We start from the raw sequence: 16,367 nt of genomic DNA, 5'->3' as shown, positions 1-16,367 counted from the left end.
TCATGAGGGGGTAACGATGGGTAATGAAGGGCAGTTTCAAAACCAACTGAAAGCCTGGCGACACCATCTTCATCGCCATCCTGAGGTTGGTTTTGAAGAAATACAAACTTCCGACTATATCGCCGCAGCGCTCACGGAAATGGGGCTTGAGGTTCATCGTGGTATCGGTGGTACTGGTCTGGTAGCCAGCCTCACCATGGGCAATGGCTCCAAGGTGGTAGGCCTGCGTGCCGATATGGATGCCCTTCATATCCATGAGGATGCTCCGGATCGTTGCCATAGCTCCGTTCACCCAGGAAAGATGCATGCTTGTGGCCACGATGGCCATATGGCGATGATCCTGGGCGCCGCCAAGCTGCTGACCGAAAGCCGCGACTTCAATGGCACTGTTCGTTTCATCTATCAGCCGGCTGAAGAGCATGGCCGTGGTGCCAAAGCCATGATTGCTGACGGTCTGTTTGAGCGATTCCCTGTCGATGCGATTTATGGCGCTCATAACATGCCAGGCCTGCCGGCCGGGATGATCTCCACTCGCTCGGGCGGCATCATGGCGAGTGAAGACAATTTCGTAATCAAGATCAAAGGTCAGGGCACCCACGCGGCTCGCCCTCACATGGGTATTGACCCGATTGTGATCGGCTCGGAAATTGTCTTGGCGCTGCAGACCATCGTTGCTCGCAACCTTGATCCGAGCGTACCTGCGGTCATCTCGTGCACCGAGTTCATCACCGATGGTATCCGCAATGCAATTCCTACCCACGTGACCATCAAAGGTGACACGCGAAGCTACGCCCCTGAAGTCCAGGCGATGCTTGAGAAGCGGATGCGCGAGATCAGCGTAGGAATTAGCGAAATGCATGGCGCAACGTGCGAATTCGAATACACCCATGAATTCGCACCGACCGTGAACTGGGAGCAGTGCACCCCGGTTGCTGTTGAAGCAGCGAGTACAATCGTCGGTGCCCAGAATGTGAACGCCGAGGTTCATCCGATGATGATCTCCGAAGACTTCGGTGCCTTCCTACAGGTCGTGCCCGGCAACTTTGTCTTCATCGGCAATGGTGATGCGAATGAGAAAGGCGGTGTGCCGCTTCACAACTCCAAGTACGACTTTAACGATGACGTGCTTTCGATTGGTGCCCACTACTTCGCCGAAGTCGCTAGGGTAGCATTGCGCTGATTCATCCAGGACACAGGCGCCTGAAAAATTTCGAATAGAAGCGTGCCAGGCACTTAGAGATGGAGCGGGCTTTGGACAAGCTAAAGGGAGTAAGCGCACATCAGCAGCCTGCAGCTGACAGTGGGGCGCGATAGGCGAAACGCCGGTTTTGATTGGTCACACATGGACGACTTACTCAAAATCGGCGTTTCTATTGTTTAGAGATCAAAACCCGTCTCGTGGACCACTTTGATCGATCTCCTAGCGGGTTAGGCAGTAGTGGAAGCCCAGACCTTCTGGCGCGCTTCGACTGCTTCGGGAGACTGGCCGACCAACTCTTCGTAGACTTTTGGTGCAGTGGCCCCTTCGGTGCTGATAAGCAGGACGCGCGAGTTCGCATTGATGCCCAGATCCGCTGCCAGGCTGCTGGACTGCGAGATTTGCTTGAGTGCCGACAGACCGGCAACAGCCGACTCGCCAGCCACGACGGGTATGTCAGTGCCGTTCTCAACGGCTAGGCGACGCATGGAAGCGACGGCTTCATCGTCAGTAATGGTCATGAAGAAATCGACGCTTGGCTGCAGGAATTTCCAGGCCAGAGGCGAGGTCTCGCCACACGCCAGGCCAGCCATCACGGAGTCGACCGAGCCAGTTGCTTTAGCCGCTTTGCCTTCGAGGGCGCTCTGGAACAGGCAATCAGCTTGCTCTGGCTCAACCACCACGAAGGTTGGGCGCTTGCTGCCATAAAACTCCCAGAAGTAGCTGACGATGCCTGCAGCCAGGCCACCTACGCCACCTTGCAGCAGTACGTGAGTGAACTCTTCACCCGGTTCCACAGCGTCAATGATTTCCGAAGCAATGGTGCCGTAGCCCTGCATCACGTCACGCGGGATGACTTCGTAACCCTCGTAGGAGGTGTCGGAAACAACGATCCAGTCATTCTGCGAAGCCAGGGCGGCGGCGTGTTCTACAGATTCATCGTAGTTGCCGGCGATACGGACGATCTCAGCACCGTATGCAGCGATGGCTTCTTCACGCTCCACGCTCACGTTGGCGTGCAGAACTATAACGCAACGACAGCCGATGTCTTGAGCCGCAGCAGCCAGACCTTTGCCGTGGTTGCCGTCGGTGGCACTGATTACGACGAAGTTTGCCAAGGTGTCTTTGTAGTCACCGGCCAGCAGGCGACGAGGGTCGAGATTTGAGTCAGGGAAGGTACGCAGAATCAGACGTACCAGCGCGATCGGAGCACCCAGCGCCTTGAAGCTGCCCAGTTCCGAGCGAACCGACTCATCCTTGACTTTCACTTCCTTGACGCCAAGTTCGCGAGCCAACCCAGGTAGGCTGTGCAGAGGGGTGCCCTGGCTACAGATCTTGTCCCAGGACGATAACCAGGCGCGGCTCTCAGCAGCCTTCTGGATGCTCATGATGTCCTGCAGCTGTTGTGGGTAAGCTTGGCGACTGGCGTTCTTGTTGGCAGTAAACATTGTCTCTCCTAGGGAACCTATGTATCGCTATTTGAATGTGCGCATTTCAGCAAAATCGGTCTGGGCTGAACGGCCGGCGGTTAGTTGTTTTATGGTAGATCCAGCTCTGATCAATTACGGCGTGTTTTTTGCATCGTTACTGGTAGAAATCTGCAATCTTTTAGGAGTATTCGGTTATAAAGTGCGTGATCGGTACTTGCATATGACTAGTCGGCTAACCATCGCGTGCGACTGTCAAGGAGCTTTAGTGCTTTAAGAACGAGCGCTCCACCATTGGATTCGTTCAGCTATGGGCGGTGATCCCCTGGCTGACCCGTTAATCAGTGCCCACGCCTCGCGGGGCTGACGTTATTTTTACGCTGGTCAACGATCTGCTGCGCTGATCGTCCAAGACCCACCAGACGACTGCCATGACGGCCATCGATTCTGAGGTTCGCACTAATGCTAACCACTGTCATGCAGGCAAAATTTGCTTATTGCCCTAAGTGAACGCACAAATGTTGCTTTTCTTGCCCGAGGTTGGCTAGTGCAGAGGAAGGCGGTGGTTTGTTTGTGCGGTTTTGTCCAAAAGTTCTGGATCAGAGTTAGCCTTTTGCGCGATGGCGAGGACTCGACGTATTGATATACGGTGGATGCGGGTCATCAGCCTTTCGGCAGATGACCCGACTTGAGGCTCAGTAGCCTAGAGCGCAACTATCTCGACGAGGATCTGCACCTGCGCGGAGGACGCCTGTATTGTGGTCAATCCAAATCGCCTGAGCGGTGCCCATGGGGTTTTGGGCTACCGTAACGTTGTGCCCCAACGCTTTGAGCGCTTGTACTGTTTGGTCGGGGACGGTCTCTTCAACTTCAAAGGTGTTGTCGCGGGCAAAGAAGCGGGGGAAGTCGATGGCCTCCTGAATGCCCATGCCGTAATCCACGATGTTGGTCAGAACGTGAATCTGCCCCATGGCCTGGTAATGAGCACCGGTAACACCGTAAGACATGACCACTTCGTCGTCTTTGGTCAGGAGTGCCGGGATAATCGTATGCAGTGGCTTTTTCCGGCCAGCCAGACGATTAGGGTGGCCATCCTGAAGGGTAAAGCCGCTACCGCGATTTTGCAGGATGATGCCCGATTTGGGCGCCAAGATTGCGCTGCCGAAATCGTCAAAGATCGAGTTGATGAACGAAACCGCGTTGCCTTCTTCATCGACGATCGAGATGTAGACGGTGTCGGCATGGCGAGTATGCAGAAGCTCGTCAAGGTCGCTGAGGCGTGCATCGAGCTTGATCTTGGCTGCCAGCATCGAAGCTCGTTCCTCCGACAGCAGATGCTCTACCGGGACAGGGTGATGGTCAGGATCACACAGGAAGAGATCGCGCTCGGCATAGGCTATGCGGGAGACCTCGGCTTGCAGATGAAGCCGCTCAGGGCCCAGCGGATCCAGCTCGGAGAGGTTGTATTTTTCAAGAATTTTCGCCATCGCCAAGGCTACGATACCTTGGCCGCTGGGCGGGCACTCCCACAGCTGGTAGCCACGATAGCTGGCTGTAATGGGCGTGACGTACTCAGGCGCAAAGTCGGCGAAGTCAGATGGTTTATGAACGCCACCAATGGCCTGAAGTGTTTCTAGGATATCTTGAGCAATCCAGCCTTTATAGAAGACGTCGGCCCCCTCCTCACCGATGCTGTGTAGGGCTTTAGCCAGCATGGGTTGCTTATGCAGATCCCCAGGCTCTGGCGCGTCACCATTCCTATAGAAGGCGTCGGAGAAGTTCTTGCAGTGTGTGAACTGTCCTTTCCTCAGGAGCCAGTCGCGAGCGAGGCGCTCGGTCACCGGATAGCCCTTCTCGGCAGCGTGGATAGCCGGCTGGAGTAAGCGTGCAAAGCTGAGGTTTCCCTCATCAACCGAGAGCTTGTGCCACGCCGCGACGGCTCCAGGAACCGTCACAGCGTGGGCGGTATAGGGGTCGATCTCAGAAATGTTCTTTTGTTTGAGCGATTCGGCGCTTGCACCCTCCGGCGCCCAACCCGCGCCATTCAAGGCTCGGACGGGCTGGCCCTTGCGTTTGAAAATTACGAAGCAGTCTCCGCCAATGCCTGTTTGTGTGGGTTCAACCACTGCAAGCATTGCAGCTGCTGCGATTGCGGCATCGAATGCGTTACCGCCTATCTGCAGGATCTCCAGTGCAGCAGAAGTCGCCAGGCTATGGGAGGTAGCCGCCATGGCCCTGGTGCTCATGACTTCAGAGCGCCCAGGTTGTTGAAAATTTCGCATACGAACTCCTGTTAGATAGTGCAGACGCATTTGATGCGAACGAGAAACAAAGAAAAATGTGCGTGAGATTCCAACCTGAGCTTACTCTCTGCCGTGTGCAAGATTTGTGCGTTTTACCGACTGAATATGCAACAGATAAGACGGTGCAATAATGGCGCTTGGGTTTCCTAAGCCAATTAGGATTTTTGGCAGCGGTTCTATGTGGTCTTGCACTTATTTGAGGTTAGGAAATTTTTTGTGTGCAGGGAAAAAGTCCCCGGGCGTAACGCCAAAGTGAGCCCTGAAAGCGGAAATGAATGCGGATGTGGATTTGTATCCCGAGTTCAATGCAACCTGGGTCACTCTTATCCCTTGGCCCAGTTCTTCCAAGGCGCCCAGCAAGCGCATGCGCTGACGCCACACGCGGAACGGCAATCCAGTCTCGCGTAGAAGAATCCTTCTCAGGGTCTTTTCAGAGGCACCCAGTTCCTCACCCCACTCGGCCAGCGTCCTGTCATCGTCCGGGCAGTCTTGGAGCTTGCGGCACAATTGCAGCACACGATGGTCTTGAGGGAGGGGCAGCGACATGCTCACCTCTTTGGCAGTTCGTAGCTGGTCGACTAACACCTGGGCAAGACGGCCCCCTTCACCGTGCTCGTCATAGTCGGCACTGAGTTGACAGAACTGCTTGATCAGCTCATGGGTAAGGGCCGTGATTTCAACCACCCTACACCGGCTTAGGTAATCACTAATCAGGTGCTTGTCGATGTATAGGCTCCTCATCTCCGTGTTGGCGAAATTAAAAACTTCATGCTCCATCTCGGAGGGGATCCACACAGCTCTCTGCGGAGGAGCCACGAAGCTCTCGTGTGGGGTGTGGACATGCAATACGCCTGAGATGGCGTACGAGAGCTGAATCCAGGGGTGTTTGTGCATTCGGGTGCGCTCTGCGTGCACCGACGACTCATTCCGAGCAAACAACGGTCTAGGGAGCGTAGCCAGCGCCGGCACCGAGCGTTCATGCACTGCAGGTTGTCCGTTTATAGACATTTATTGCCCTCATCCCGTTAGTCGGATATGGCAATGAAGGCTAAGGTAAGCGGGCAGTTCTGACAACAACAGGATTTTCATCATGGCTCGATCACGCTTTCTGCCGGACAATTTTACCCTCACACTCGTCGCAGTGGTGGCTGCTGCCACCCTGCTACCCGCGCGTGATCAAGTCGCCGTTGTGTTCGATTGGATTACCAACATCGCGATCGGGCTGCTGTTCTTCCTCCATGGCGCCAAGCTTTCACGGCAGGCAATTGTCGCCGGTGCCGGTCATTGGCGGCTCCATTTCCTGGTTTTCCTCTGCACCTTCGTGTTGTTCCCGCTGATTGGTCTGGCGCTCAAACCGCTGCTTATGCCACTGCTCGGTGATATGCTCTACATGGGCTTCCTTTACCTCTGCGCACTGCCGGCGACAGTTCAATCGGCGATTGCGTTCACTTCCCTCGCTCGCGGGAACATTCCCGCTGCCATCTGCAGCGCAGCCGCATCTAGCCTTATTGGTATCTTCGCCACGCCCGTGCTCGTGGCGCTGCTTATGGGGGTTCACGGGGATGGTGGCTCGACGCTAGAAGCCATTCGCAAGATCAGCATTCAGCTCCTGGTGCCCTTCATTGCAGGTCAAATTGCACGGCGCTGGATTGGGAACTGGGTGGGCCGCAACAAAAGCTGGCTCAAGTACGTTGACCAGAGTTCCATTCTCCTGGTTGTCTACTCTGCGTTCAGCGCTGCGGTCATAGGTGGCCTGTGGCAGCAGGTGCCACCCACGATTCTCGGCTGGATTGTCCTAGGCTGTTGCCTGCTCCTGACGCTATCGTTGGGGATCACGGCACTGCTCGGGAAGTGGCTGGGCTTCAATATTGAAGATCGCATCACCATCTTGTTCTGTGGCTCCAAGAAGAGCCTGGCGACCGGCGTGCCCATGGCTCAGGTGCTCTTTGCAGGCAGCACGACTGGTTTGCTCATCTTGCCCTTGATGGTCTTCCATCAAATTCAGCTCATGGTCTGCGCCTCGCTGGCTCAGCGCTATGCCCGCAGGCCTGAGTCTCCAATCCTTAAGAGTGAGCCCACCGTGCAGCTCACTCCTGCTGCTGAGTCCGAGCGTGATGGCGTGAAAGGATGAGCTAATGCACTAGGGATTGTCGAAGGGCTCGGCCATGGTCGGGCTCTTTTGACGCCTAAGCTCAAGACCAAGTGCAGGCTGACGGTTTAACATGACCCATTAGGGTTACCGACGCAGTCGGTGGAGGCGGTATATGCAGCTTGATGTGTACGATAAGAAAATCCTGGCACTGCTCCAAGAAAACAACAAACTACCTCAGCGCGAGCTGGCCGAAGCAGTCAACCTGTCTCCGTCGGCGGTTAACAGGCGGATCTCGGCGTTGGAAAGTGCAGGGGTCATCAAGCACAACGTAAGCGTGGTGGATCCTGTGGCCGTAGGTCGACCCATCACGATTATTGTGGAGGTCAAGGTCGAAAACGAACGCCTTGATCTTCTGGATGAGATCAAAGCCAGGTTCGTTGCCCGGGCTGAAGTCCAGCAGGTGTATTACGTGACGGGCGATTTCGATTTCCTATTGGTGTTGAACGTGAAGGATATGTCGGAGTACGAGGCTCTGACGCGAGACATGTTCTTCTATGGAAACATCAAGCAGTTCAAAACCTACGTGGCGATGCAAAATATCAAGCGCACCTTCGCAGTACCGGTGAACCCGAGCTGAGTGCCGTACTCGCGAAGACAGGGCTTTGGGACAAGGCTGAATGCTGCTCTCCCAGGCCCATCTGGCAAATGGATCAAGCCACTTGCGTTGGTTGACGTCATTCACGCTCATACGAAGCGACGGTTGCGACGGGTTGTCCGGCAGGCTGCGCGAGCGCCTTGGCATTAGCCTCGGCGCCGGTGGTGATCAAGAGCACGCGGGACTGGCCGTTGACTCTGACCTCTGTGGCAAACTGGTCGGCTTGCTTCATGAGCGCACAAAAGCGGGCGAGTGCGGAATCCCCGCCCGCGAAGGGACTGTCGCTGCCGGGCTTGACCGCCAGCTGTCGCATGGACGCCGTCTCTTCATCGTCAGAAATAGTCATGAATAAATCCACGGCAGGGCTTAAAAACTCCAAACCCAGGAACAAATCTTACTATTAACCAAACCTGCATTGCACTCTGATACAGGTAGTCTGCATGAGCTGGCTCAATGATGAGGAAGGTCGGGGGGCTTGTTGCCCTAGGGCTGGTAAAGTAGCTGGCTATAACATCAGCCAGTACTCCAATGCCTCCCGGCAGGATCATGTGAACGAAGTCTTCTCTCTGTTCCCCCGCTTCGACGATCTGGGCAGCATTTATGCCATAGCCCCGCATGATGTCGCGGAGAATGATCTGGTAGCCTTCAGGAGAAACACGGACATCAGACTCCAGCCGTTGGCTTGTAAGCTTTGTAGCATGTTCGAGGGCCTCATGACCGTTATTGATGTTTCGGATAACCTCGACGCGAAAGGCGCTAACCGCCGCCTCACAGTCAGTGCTGGTGCTGAGAAGCAGGACAAGTACGCATTTACAGCCGAGGTGTCTAGCAGCGGCTGCGAGCGCTCTACTGTGGCCGCAATTTGCCGCACTGATCGCCGTGAACTCAGGCAGTTCCCTGTGATACTCACTACGCAGCAGCATGCGAGCTCAATCGCCCCGGGTTTTGTGGAGGCCTCAACTCTTGAGATGATGGCCATGAGAAAGACTACGACCTACTTCCCCGAAGTCCGTGAACGTGCCGTGCGCATGGTTCTGGAGCATTTGAACGCCTACTCCTCCGAGTGGGCCGCTATTAAAGCCATGGCGCCGAAGATTGGCTGTGCAGCACAAAGGTTACATGGCTGGATTCGCCGTCATCAGACCGACGTAGGCCAACGTCCAGGCCCGACCACCGAAGAGCGTGAGCGCATCAAGGCTTTGAACGGGAGAACCGCGAGCTGCCCAAAGCCAACGAGATTCTGCGTCTAGCCAGTGCGTATTTTGCCCAGGCGGAGCTCGACCGCCGCACCAAGTCCTCAGAGCATTTGTCCATCGGCATCGTGACCATCTCGGGGTCGAGTCGATCCGCCGTGTCTTGCAGATCACCCCGTCCGGTTACTCGCAGGCACGCGGCGAAGCAGCGCAATCTGGTCGCCAGCTGTACGGTGGAGCGACTAATGCGGCGAGCTGGGCTGCAGGGAATTAGGCGTGGCCAGCAACAAGTCGCTGTGTCGCTGGATCGTGTTCAGCGCCAGCTCCATGCCGACTGCCCGAACCAGCTGTGGGTGATGACGACCTTGAAATGGGTGCACTGGTACAACCATCAGCGGCTGTTGAGTTCAATCGGATATCCCGCCTGCGGAGGCTGAGGCAAACTTCCACCAGCAACAAACGGGTCAGGCTATAGCGGCCTGACTTAAACGAAACAGCCTCCACGAAACCCGGGGCAATTCACCAAGCAGATTGGGCTGAAAATGACTGGCGCCTCTAAGAGAGACGCCGCTGTTGGTCGTGTCAGAGGGCTGTTAGTAGTCCGTTTACAAGGCAGATTATCCCAATGCACACGACGAACTTATTTGAGAATCCACCAATGTATTTGTTGAGTGGTGCTGATTTTCTGTATGCCACCTGAGGCAGGAAGTACACGACAAACACGCTGATTGGAACAATCGCTACCTTGATTAGGTTCAGGACGTTCCAGTTCAGCAGAGCTGGGATCAGGGTCGCTACGAAGATGAAGGTAGCCAAGCAGACACGGAACAGCTTGCCCTTGGTGGCCGCCACGGTGCCCCCCAGCCAACTGGTCACGAAGCCCTTGGCGCTTTCTTGAGTCGCTAGAAAGTGAGCGAAGAAAGACTTGACCGTAGCGAAGAAAACTATAATTTGCGAGGCATAAGCCAGCATTGGATTATCGAATTTCTTGGCGAGGTAGGACAGCGCGGTCAGGTTGTTTTCTTTGGCGGCCAGGAAATCTTCGGGAGTCAGTGCAAAGATTACGCTCCAGGAGAAGAAGACAACTGTGAATATAATCAGCGCTACGGCCACCGCCAGAATCTGATCGCACTTGCGGGGCGCGTTGGAGCCGTACTCGCGTTTCTGGGCGACTACAAAGCTTGAGATGATCGATGCAAAACTGAATGCATAAATCGCAGTAGGGAGAGCCGACCAGGTGGCGGAGAACAGACCGCTCGCTCCTCCGAAGTCGGAAGCAGTCGTGAAGAACGATGTGTTCCAATGGGGGATAGCCATAAAGCCGAATGCGAAGAGCGAGATGATGAACGGGAAGACCATCACACTCATCATCTTGACGATGGCTTGCGGGTTGAACTGAACTAGGGCTACCAAGGCCGCCACTACAGCGGGTGCGACGATGAAGCGAGAAGGGGCCTCGATGTGAAGCTGTGAGGTGCAGAAGTCGATGATCGTGTTGGTCAGCGTAATAGTATAGATCATCATGACAGGAAATACATGCACGAAGTACATTAGGGTAAGCGACTTTGCCCACTTCCGCCCCAAATGTTCTTCTACAGCATCGATAATATTGCCTTCACGCGCTCCTTCTTTCACTGCTGCTGCTTGCACCAGCAGTGAAAATTTCTTGTTAGTGTAATAGGTGATTGGAACTACTAGGGCTGTGAGGATCAGCATCGGCCAGATCCCGGCCAGTCCGAGACTGACAGGCCAGAAGAGGCTCCCTGCGCCCACGGCGCAGCCGTAAATTCCAAGTACCCAAACGGTGTCGTGCTTTGACCACCTCGATGTGCTGGTTGCAGCATTGGTTTTGTATAGCGCGGACTGGCTCACGATGTTCTCTCCAAATGTTATTACGCTCCATTAGGAGCTGCTTATTGAAGGCAGAGAAAGTAAAAATCTTACGCTTTTGATTTTTCACCGATTACTGGAGCGTCCAGGCTCCAAAGTCTGTGTACGGCGACGCCTTTGGTCACAAGAGTGATTAGGCGTGAATCCATGCTATCCGATGCAAATGCAAGAAAATCCCTAAAACCAGACCAGCAATGCACGCCTGTTGCGTTGGTGCCGGGTTATCGTTACTGGCATGAAGCTGGGGCTTTGAGGGGCGCTGTGTGCTCGCGCAAGTGCGCCGCTTAGGGCGTTCCAGCAGGGCTCGGCGAGCATCCGATTTATCAGCAGCTGGTGAATTATTTCGCAGCCACCGCAGTGGCTAGGAGTGAATATGGCTAACGAAGAACTGAAACTTGACGGCGACAAACTCATTCAGCAGATCAATGCCTTGGGGTTGATCGGGACGGATCACGTTGTAGGTGGGCGCACCCGGATTGCCCTGACTGATGACGAGAAAGCAGGTCGTGATCAGGTGGTAGCCTGGATGAAAGAGCTCGACCTGAATGTTCAGGTTGATCGCATCGGTAACATTTTTGGGATCCTGCCTGCTCTAGATGGTGAGCTCACCAAGAACGCGCTGATGATGGGTTCCCACATCGATACCGTGACAAACGCCGGCGCCCTCGATGGCTGCTACGGCGTGCTTGCCGGTATTGCCGTATGTCGTGCATACAGGGATGCAGGGACTTTGCCGACTCGTCCCATCATCGTTGGTTCGTTCACCAATGAAGAGGGCGTTCGTTATCAACCTGACATGATGGGTTCGCTGGTCTACGCGGGTGGTCTGCCAGTTGAGGAAGCTCTGGAGACCATTGGTACAGATGGCACTCGGCTGGGTGATGAGCTTGCCCGGATCGGTTATGCCGGTACCATGGAGCCAGGCGCCATTCAGCCAGCGGAGTACATCGAGCTCCACATCGAGCAAGGCCCGATTCTTGAGGCTGAAGGGAAGTTGATTGGTGTAGTCGAGAACCTGCAGGGTATCTCCTGGCAGCAGTTCACCATCCAAGGCAATGCCAACCATGCCGGTACCACCCCAACGCGGTTGCGTCATGACGCCGGCCTGGCGGCCAGCTCGATCATCTGTGAGCTGCGCAGGATCGCTACTGACTCCAACAGCTCGACCCTGGCGACGGTCGGCTCGATCAAATTCGAACCGAATGTCATCAACGTGATTCCTCGCAAAGCGACCTTTACGGTCGACCTGCGGGATCCTGATGAAGCGCTTCTGACCTTGGCGGAAGACCGCCTGAGCAGGTTCGCAACACGCATCGCCGAGCAAGAGGGTGTGAAGATCACCACAGAGCGCCTGGTTCGTTTTCAGCCGGTGGTGTTCGATGAGAAGCTTTGTGAAGAGATCGAAACGGCGGTCAAAAAGCGCGGCCTGACCTATCGTCGCATGACCTCCGGTGCAGGTCATGATGCTCAGATGATCGCGCGGATAGCACCAGCAGCGATGATCTTCGTGCCGAGCCAAGCAGGCATCAGCCACAACCCGAGAGAGCACACGGACGACAAAGAGCTGATCGAGGGCGCCCAGGTGCTTCTGGATGTCGTCGTTGCCAGGATGTCCAAGTAGCCAAGAGCTTCAAACCCTTGATGGGGCGGCCATCTCTAGACCCTCGCGGAAAAAGCGGGGGGTCTTTTCGTTTGTGGCTTCAGATCGTTTCGGGCCTTATCAACTTCCCCGGGGTGAGTGGTCAGGTGGAGGGCTCTCGATTTTCTATAGACCGTATCACTCTATTTTCAGGCGTACTTGCTGAACAGCTGTTACACCCACGTGTCGATCCTGATTTCTCAAGTGGTCTTGTTTGGATAATCCTAGGGTTTGTCTGAAAAGTCGGCCCGCAAAAACTTCTCGATGCAGACCAGTGTGACGGTGGCTTTAAAGCTGCTGGCCAGTTTGTCGTATCGCGTACAGAGCCGACGCTTTTCCTTGAGCCAGCTGAATAGCCGCTCGATTACGTTGCGCTTTTTGTACTGTGGTTTATCAAACAGTCGAGGTAGACCGGGTCGAGGCTAGCGATGCATCTTGCGCAAGGGAATGATCGGCTGCATACCGGAGCGGTCGCAGTACTGCCGCAGCACCTGGCTGTCATAACCCTTGTTGGCCAGCACATATCGGCAACGCTTGCGTGGGCGACCCTTGCTGCCAGAAAGGCTAATCTGATCCAGCAACCGCATGAAGTAACGCGCGTCCACCTGTTCGCCAGGCGACAGCATGATGGCCAGCGGGAAGCCATAGCTGTCGCAGGCGAGGTGTATTTTGTGGTCAGTCCGCCTCGGCTGCGGCCGAGACAGTGGTGTTGCGGTTCCTGTAGGCCCCTTTTTTTTCCGAGCCGCTGTCAGCTCGGGTGGCTCGAATTGACGTGGAGTCGACCATGCAGGTCTCCAGATTGATAAAACCGGCTTCCCGCAAACGCAGGTGCAGGTGACGCAGAACCTGCTCGAACGTGCTGTTATCCCGCCATTGCCTGAAACGCTGCGCCCAACGCTCAGATGAAATTTCATAGCGGCCTGTCATGACAGCCCTCTTGGTAACCAGAGGAAGGAGGTAGTCGTCCCAGGCATGGTCGCTGTCGCCGGCGAGCAGGGTGTTGTCAAGGTCGAACAAGGCCAGGCGCATCGCGGTCACTCGCAGAGTTGGCAGGTAGGCCCCGCAGAATACGGAGTTTCCAAGTCGCTGCACATATGCTGGCGGGCGCGTTGCTGCGCTCGCCGGCTTTGTGGAACAATGCCCGAACATGCGTTTGCGAGGTTGCTGCCGTGATCGACCCGGATGGTTTTCGCCCCAACGTCGGGATCATTCTCACGAATGATGCCGGGCAGGTGCTATGGGCTCGACGGATCAACCAGGATGCCTGGCAGTTTCCCCAGGGGGGTATCAACCCTGACGAAACGCCGGAAGACGCCCTGTACCGAGAGCTCAACGAAGAAGTAGGCCTGGAACGCCAGGACGTGGAAATACTGGCCTGTACCCGTGGCTGGCTGCGTTATCGCCTGCCCCAGCGGCTGGTGCGCACCCATAGCCAGCCGCTATGCATCGGGCAGAAGCAGAAGTGGTTCCTGCTGCGGCTGGTCACCAACGAACAGCGGGTTCGCATGGACCTGACCGGCAAGCCGGAGTTCGACGGCTGGCGCTGGGTGAGCTACTGGTACCCGCTCGGCCAGGTGGTGACATTCAAGCGCGAGGTGTATCGGCGCGCCCTCAAAGAGCTTGCCCCGCGTCTGCTGACGCGCGACTGACGACGGAGTTCGACCCCGAGCCATGCTCAATACGCTGCGCAAGATCGTCCAGGAAGTGAACTCCGCCAAAGATCTCAAGACGGCGTTGGGGATCATCGTCTTGCGCGTGAAAGAGGCCATGGGCAGCCAGGTCTGCTCGGTGTATCTGCTCGATCCGGAAAGCAATCGCTTCGTGCTGATGGCCAGCGAGGGCCTGAACAAGCGCTCTATCGGCAAGGTCAGCATGGCGCCCAACGAGGGCCTGGTGGGCCTGGTGGGGACCCGCGAAGAGCCGCTGAACCTGGAAAACGCCGCCGACCATCCACGCTATCGCTATTTCGCCGAGACGGGCGAGGAGCGCTTCGCCTCGTTCCTCGGCGCGCCGATCATCCATCATCGACGCGTGGTCGGCGTGCTGGTCATCCAGCAGAAGGAGCGTCGCCAGTTCGACGAAGGCGAGGAAGCCTTCCTCGTCACCATGAGCGCCCAGCTCGCCGGGGTCATCGCCCATGCCGAGGCGACCGGCTCCATTCGCGGCCTCGGGCGCCAGGGCAAGGGCATCCAGGAGGCGCGTTTCGTCGGTGTGCCGGGGTCGCCCGGCGCCGCGGTCGGGCGCGCCGTGGTGATGCTGCCGCCTGCCGATCTGGACGTGGTGCCGGACAAGGCGGTCGATGACATCGAGGCCGAACTGCAACTGTTCCACAACGCCCTGGAAGGCGTGCGCGAAGACATGCGCAAGCTGTCCGCCAAACTCGCTACCCAGCTGCGGCCCGAGGAGCGGGCGCTGTTCGACGTCTACCTGATGATGCTCGAGGACGCTGCCCTCGGTGGCGAGGTGGTCCAGGCCATCCGGACCGGCCAGTGGGCCCAGGGCGCCTTGCGCCAGGTGGTCGGCGAGCACGTCAAGCGCTTCGAGCTGATGGATGACGACTACCTGCGCGAGCGGGCCTCGGACGTCAAGGACCTGGGGCGTCGACTGCTCGCCTACCTGCAGGAGGCGCGCCAGTCGTCGCTGGTCTATCCCGATAACACCATCCTGGTCAGCGAGGAACTGACCCCGGCCATGCTCGGCGAAGTGCCCGAAGGCAAGCTGGTGGGCCTGGTCTCGGTGCTGGGCTCGGGCAACTCCCACGTGGCCATCCTGGCGCGGGCGATGGGCCTTCCGACAGTCATGGGCCTGGTCGACCTGCCATATTCCAAGGTCGACGGCATCGAGCTGATCGTCGATGGCTACAAGGGCGAGGTGTTCACCAACCCCAGCGACGTGCTGCGCAAGCAGTACAGCGACGTGGTCGAGGAGGAGCGCCAGCTGGCCCAGGGGCTCGACGCCTTGCGCGAGCTGCCTTGCGTGACCCCGGACGGGCATCGCATGCCGCTGTGGGTCAACACCGGCCTGCTTGCCGACGTCGCGCGTGCCCAGCAGCGTGGCGCCGAAGGCGTCGGTCTGTACCGTACCGAAGTGCCGTTCATGATCAATCAGCGCTTCCCCAGCGAGAAGGAACAACTGGCCATCTACCGGGAGCAGCTGGCGGCCTTCCATCCGCTGCCGGTGACCATGCGCAGCCTGGACATCGGTGGTGACAAGGCACTGTCGTATTTCCCCATCAAGGAGGAAAATCCGTTTCTCGGCTGGCGTGGCATCCGGGTCACGCTCGACCACCCGGAAATCTTCCTGGTACAGGCCCGCGCCATGCTTAAGGCCAGCGAGGGCCTGGACAACCTACGCATCCTCCTGCCGATGATCTCCGGCATCCATGAGCTCGAAGAAGCCCTGCACCTGATCCACCGGGCCTGGGGCGAGGTGCGGGACGAAGGCACCGACGTGCCGATGCCACCGGTAGGGGTCATGGTGGAGATTCCCGCCGCTGTCTATCAGACCCGAGAACTGGCCCGCCAGGTGGATTTTCTTTCGGTCGGCTCCAACGACCTGACCCAGTACCTGCTGGCGGTGGACCGCAACAACCCGCGTGTCGCCGATCTCTACGACTACTTGCACCCGGCCGTGCTGCAGGCCTTGCAGACGGTGGTGCGCGATGCCCATGCCGAGGGCAAGCCGGTGAGCATCTGCGGCGAAATGGCTGGCGATCCGGCGGCGGCGGTGCTGCTGATGGCCATGGGCTTCGACAGTCTCTCGATGAACGCCACCAACCTGCCCAAGGTCAAGTGGATGCTGCGTCAGATCAACATGAGCAAGGCGCACGAAATGCTGGCCGAGGCCATGGCCCACGACAACCCGCAGGTGATCCACAGCTCGTTGCAGCTGGCGCTGAAGAACCTGGGGCTGGCACGCATGATCGGGCCAGAGGCGAACAAGACCCTGTGAGCTCGCCAGGGCAGCAGGG

At 57.1% G+C, this 16,367-nt stretch carries 12 protein-coding genes, 3 pseudogenes and 1 other annotated feature; of the genes and pseudogenes, 7 read left to right on the top strand and 8 right to left on the bottom strand.

The window, feature by feature from the left end; all coding sequences use genetic code 11:
- Positions 1-16: 16 nt before the first annotated feature.
- Positions 17-1,180: a M20 aminoacylase family protein gene (locus ACY8GK_RS14750; RefSeq protein WP_462401525.1), complete on the top strand. Its 1,164-nt coding sequence runs from the start codon at positions 17-19 to the stop codon at positions 1,178-1,180.
- A gap of 248 nt (positions 1,181-1,428) precedes the next feature.
- Here the strand turns inward: ACY8GK_RS14750 and ACY8GK_RS14745 are convergent, their stop codons facing one another.
- The 3 genes from ACY8GK_RS14745 to ACY8GK_RS14735 all read right to left on the bottom strand — a co-directional run bounded on the left by ACY8GK_RS14745 (position 1,429) and on the right by ACY8GK_RS14735 (position 5,936).
- On the bottom strand, positions 1,429-2,646 hold the full coding sequence (locus tag ACY8GK_RS14745) for a diaminopropionate ammonia-lyase (RefSeq protein WP_462401524.1): 1,218 nt from the start codon (positions 2,644-2,646) through the stop codon (positions 1,429-1,431).
- A 674-nt stretch (positions 2,647-3,320) separates the two neighbouring features.
- Positions 3,321-4,907: a gamma-glutamyltransferase gene (gene ggt / locus ACY8GK_RS14740; protein WP_462401523.1), complete on the bottom strand. Its 1,587-nt coding sequence runs from the start codon at positions 4,905-4,907 to the stop codon at positions 3,321-3,323.
- Positions 4,908-5,120: 213 nt separating this feature from the next.
- Positions 5,121-5,936, bottom strand: coding sequence for an AraC family ligand binding domain-containing protein (locus ACY8GK_RS14735; protein ID WP_462401522.1), 816 nt, complete (start codon positions 5,934-5,936; stop codon positions 5,121-5,123).
- A gap of 82 nt (positions 5,937-6,018) precedes the next feature.
- Between ACY8GK_RS14735 and ACY8GK_RS14730 the strand changes: the two genes are divergently transcribed.
- Positions 6,019-7,059: a bile acid:sodium symporter family protein gene (locus tag ACY8GK_RS14730; protein WP_462401521.1), complete on the top strand. Its 1,041-nt coding sequence runs from the start codon at positions 6,019-6,021 to the stop codon at positions 7,057-7,059.
- 133 nt (positions 7,060-7,192) lie between these two features.
- The gene (locus tag ACY8GK_RS14725) at positions 7,193-7,657 is read left to right on the top strand and encodes an Lrp/AsnC family transcriptional regulator (protein WP_462401520.1); all 465 of its coding nucleotides are present in this window, start codon (positions 7,193-7,195) and stop codon (positions 7,655-7,657) included.
- 97 nt (positions 7,658-7,754) lie between these two features.
- On the opposite strand, the gene ACY8GK_RS14720 is transcribed toward ACY8GK_RS14725, so the two are convergent.
- Both ACY8GK_RS14720 and ACY8GK_RS14715 read right to left on the bottom strand, forming a co-directional pair.
- Positions 7,755-8,021 (bottom strand): hypothetical protein, encoded by a 267-nt coding sequence (locus ACY8GK_RS14720; RefSeq protein WP_462401519.1) that lies wholly within the window; start codon positions 8,019-8,021, stop codon positions 7,755-7,757.
- On the bottom strand, positions 8,008-8,598 hold the full coding sequence (locus tag ACY8GK_RS14715) for a pyridoxal-phosphate dependent enzyme (RefSeq protein WP_462401518.1): 591 nt from the start codon (positions 8,596-8,598) through the stop codon (positions 8,008-8,010). The genes ACY8GK_RS14720 and ACY8GK_RS14715 overlap by 14 nt, the downstream gene beginning before the upstream one ends.
- 54 nt (positions 8,599-8,652) lie before the next feature.
- Between ACY8GK_RS14715 and ACY8GK_RS14710 the strand changes: the two are divergent.
- Positions 8,653-9,224: pseudogene (locus ACY8GK_RS14710) on the top strand (transposase family protein); the annotation flags it as partial.
- Positions 8,930-9,046 (top strand) — a sequence feature (AL1L pseudoknot). (Overlaps the previous pseudogene by 117 nt.)
- A 226-nt stretch (positions 9,225-9,450) precedes the next feature.
- Here ACY8GK_RS14710 and ACY8GK_RS14705 read toward each other — a convergent pair.
- Positions 9,451-10,740 (bottom strand): amino acid permease, encoded by a 1,290-nt coding sequence (locus ACY8GK_RS14705; protein WP_462401517.1) that lies wholly within the window; start codon positions 10,738-10,740, stop codon positions 9,451-9,453.
- Positions 10,741-11,131: 391 nt separating this feature from the next.
- Between ACY8GK_RS14705 and ACY8GK_RS14700 the strand changes: the two genes are divergently transcribed.
- A complete protein-coding gene (locus ACY8GK_RS14700; RefSeq protein ID WP_462401516.1) occupies positions 11,132-12,379 on the top strand; it encodes an allantoate amidohydrolase in 1,248 nt (415 codons plus the stop codon).
- Positions 12,380-12,621: 242 nt separating this feature from the next.
- Here ACY8GK_RS14700 and ACY8GK_RS14695 read toward each other — a convergent pair.
- Positions 12,622-13,285, bottom strand: a pseudogene (locus ACY8GK_RS14695) (IS5 family transposase); the annotation flags it as partial.
- Positions 13,286-13,351: 66 nt separating this feature from the next.
- Positions 13,352-13,426: pseudogene (locus ACY8GK_RS14690) on the bottom strand (HAD-IB family hydrolase); the annotation flags it as partial.
- A 140-nt stretch (positions 13,427-13,566) separates the two neighbouring features.
- On the opposite strand from ACY8GK_RS14690, the gene ACY8GK_RS14685 reads away from it, so the two are divergent.
- Complete coding sequence (locus tag ACY8GK_RS14685; protein ID WP_181129267.1) at positions 13,567-14,046, top strand: RNA pyrophosphohydrolase; 480 nt, start codon at positions 13,567-13,569, stop codon at positions 14,044-14,046.
- 22 nt (positions 14,047-14,068) lie between these two features.
- Complete coding sequence (gene ptsP / locus ACY8GK_RS14680; protein ID WP_196180812.1) at positions 14,069-16,348, top strand: phosphoenolpyruvate--protein phosphotransferase; 2,280 nt, start codon at positions 14,069-14,071, stop codon at positions 16,346-16,348.
- Positions 16,349-16,367 lie beyond the last annotated feature (19 nt).

The sequence above is a fragment of the Pseudomonas sp. Marseille-QA0332 genome, assembly GCF_054950175.1.
The sequence above is the reverse complement of the archived record's forward strand: the minus strand, read 5'-3'. Positions and strand labels throughout refer to the sequence as shown.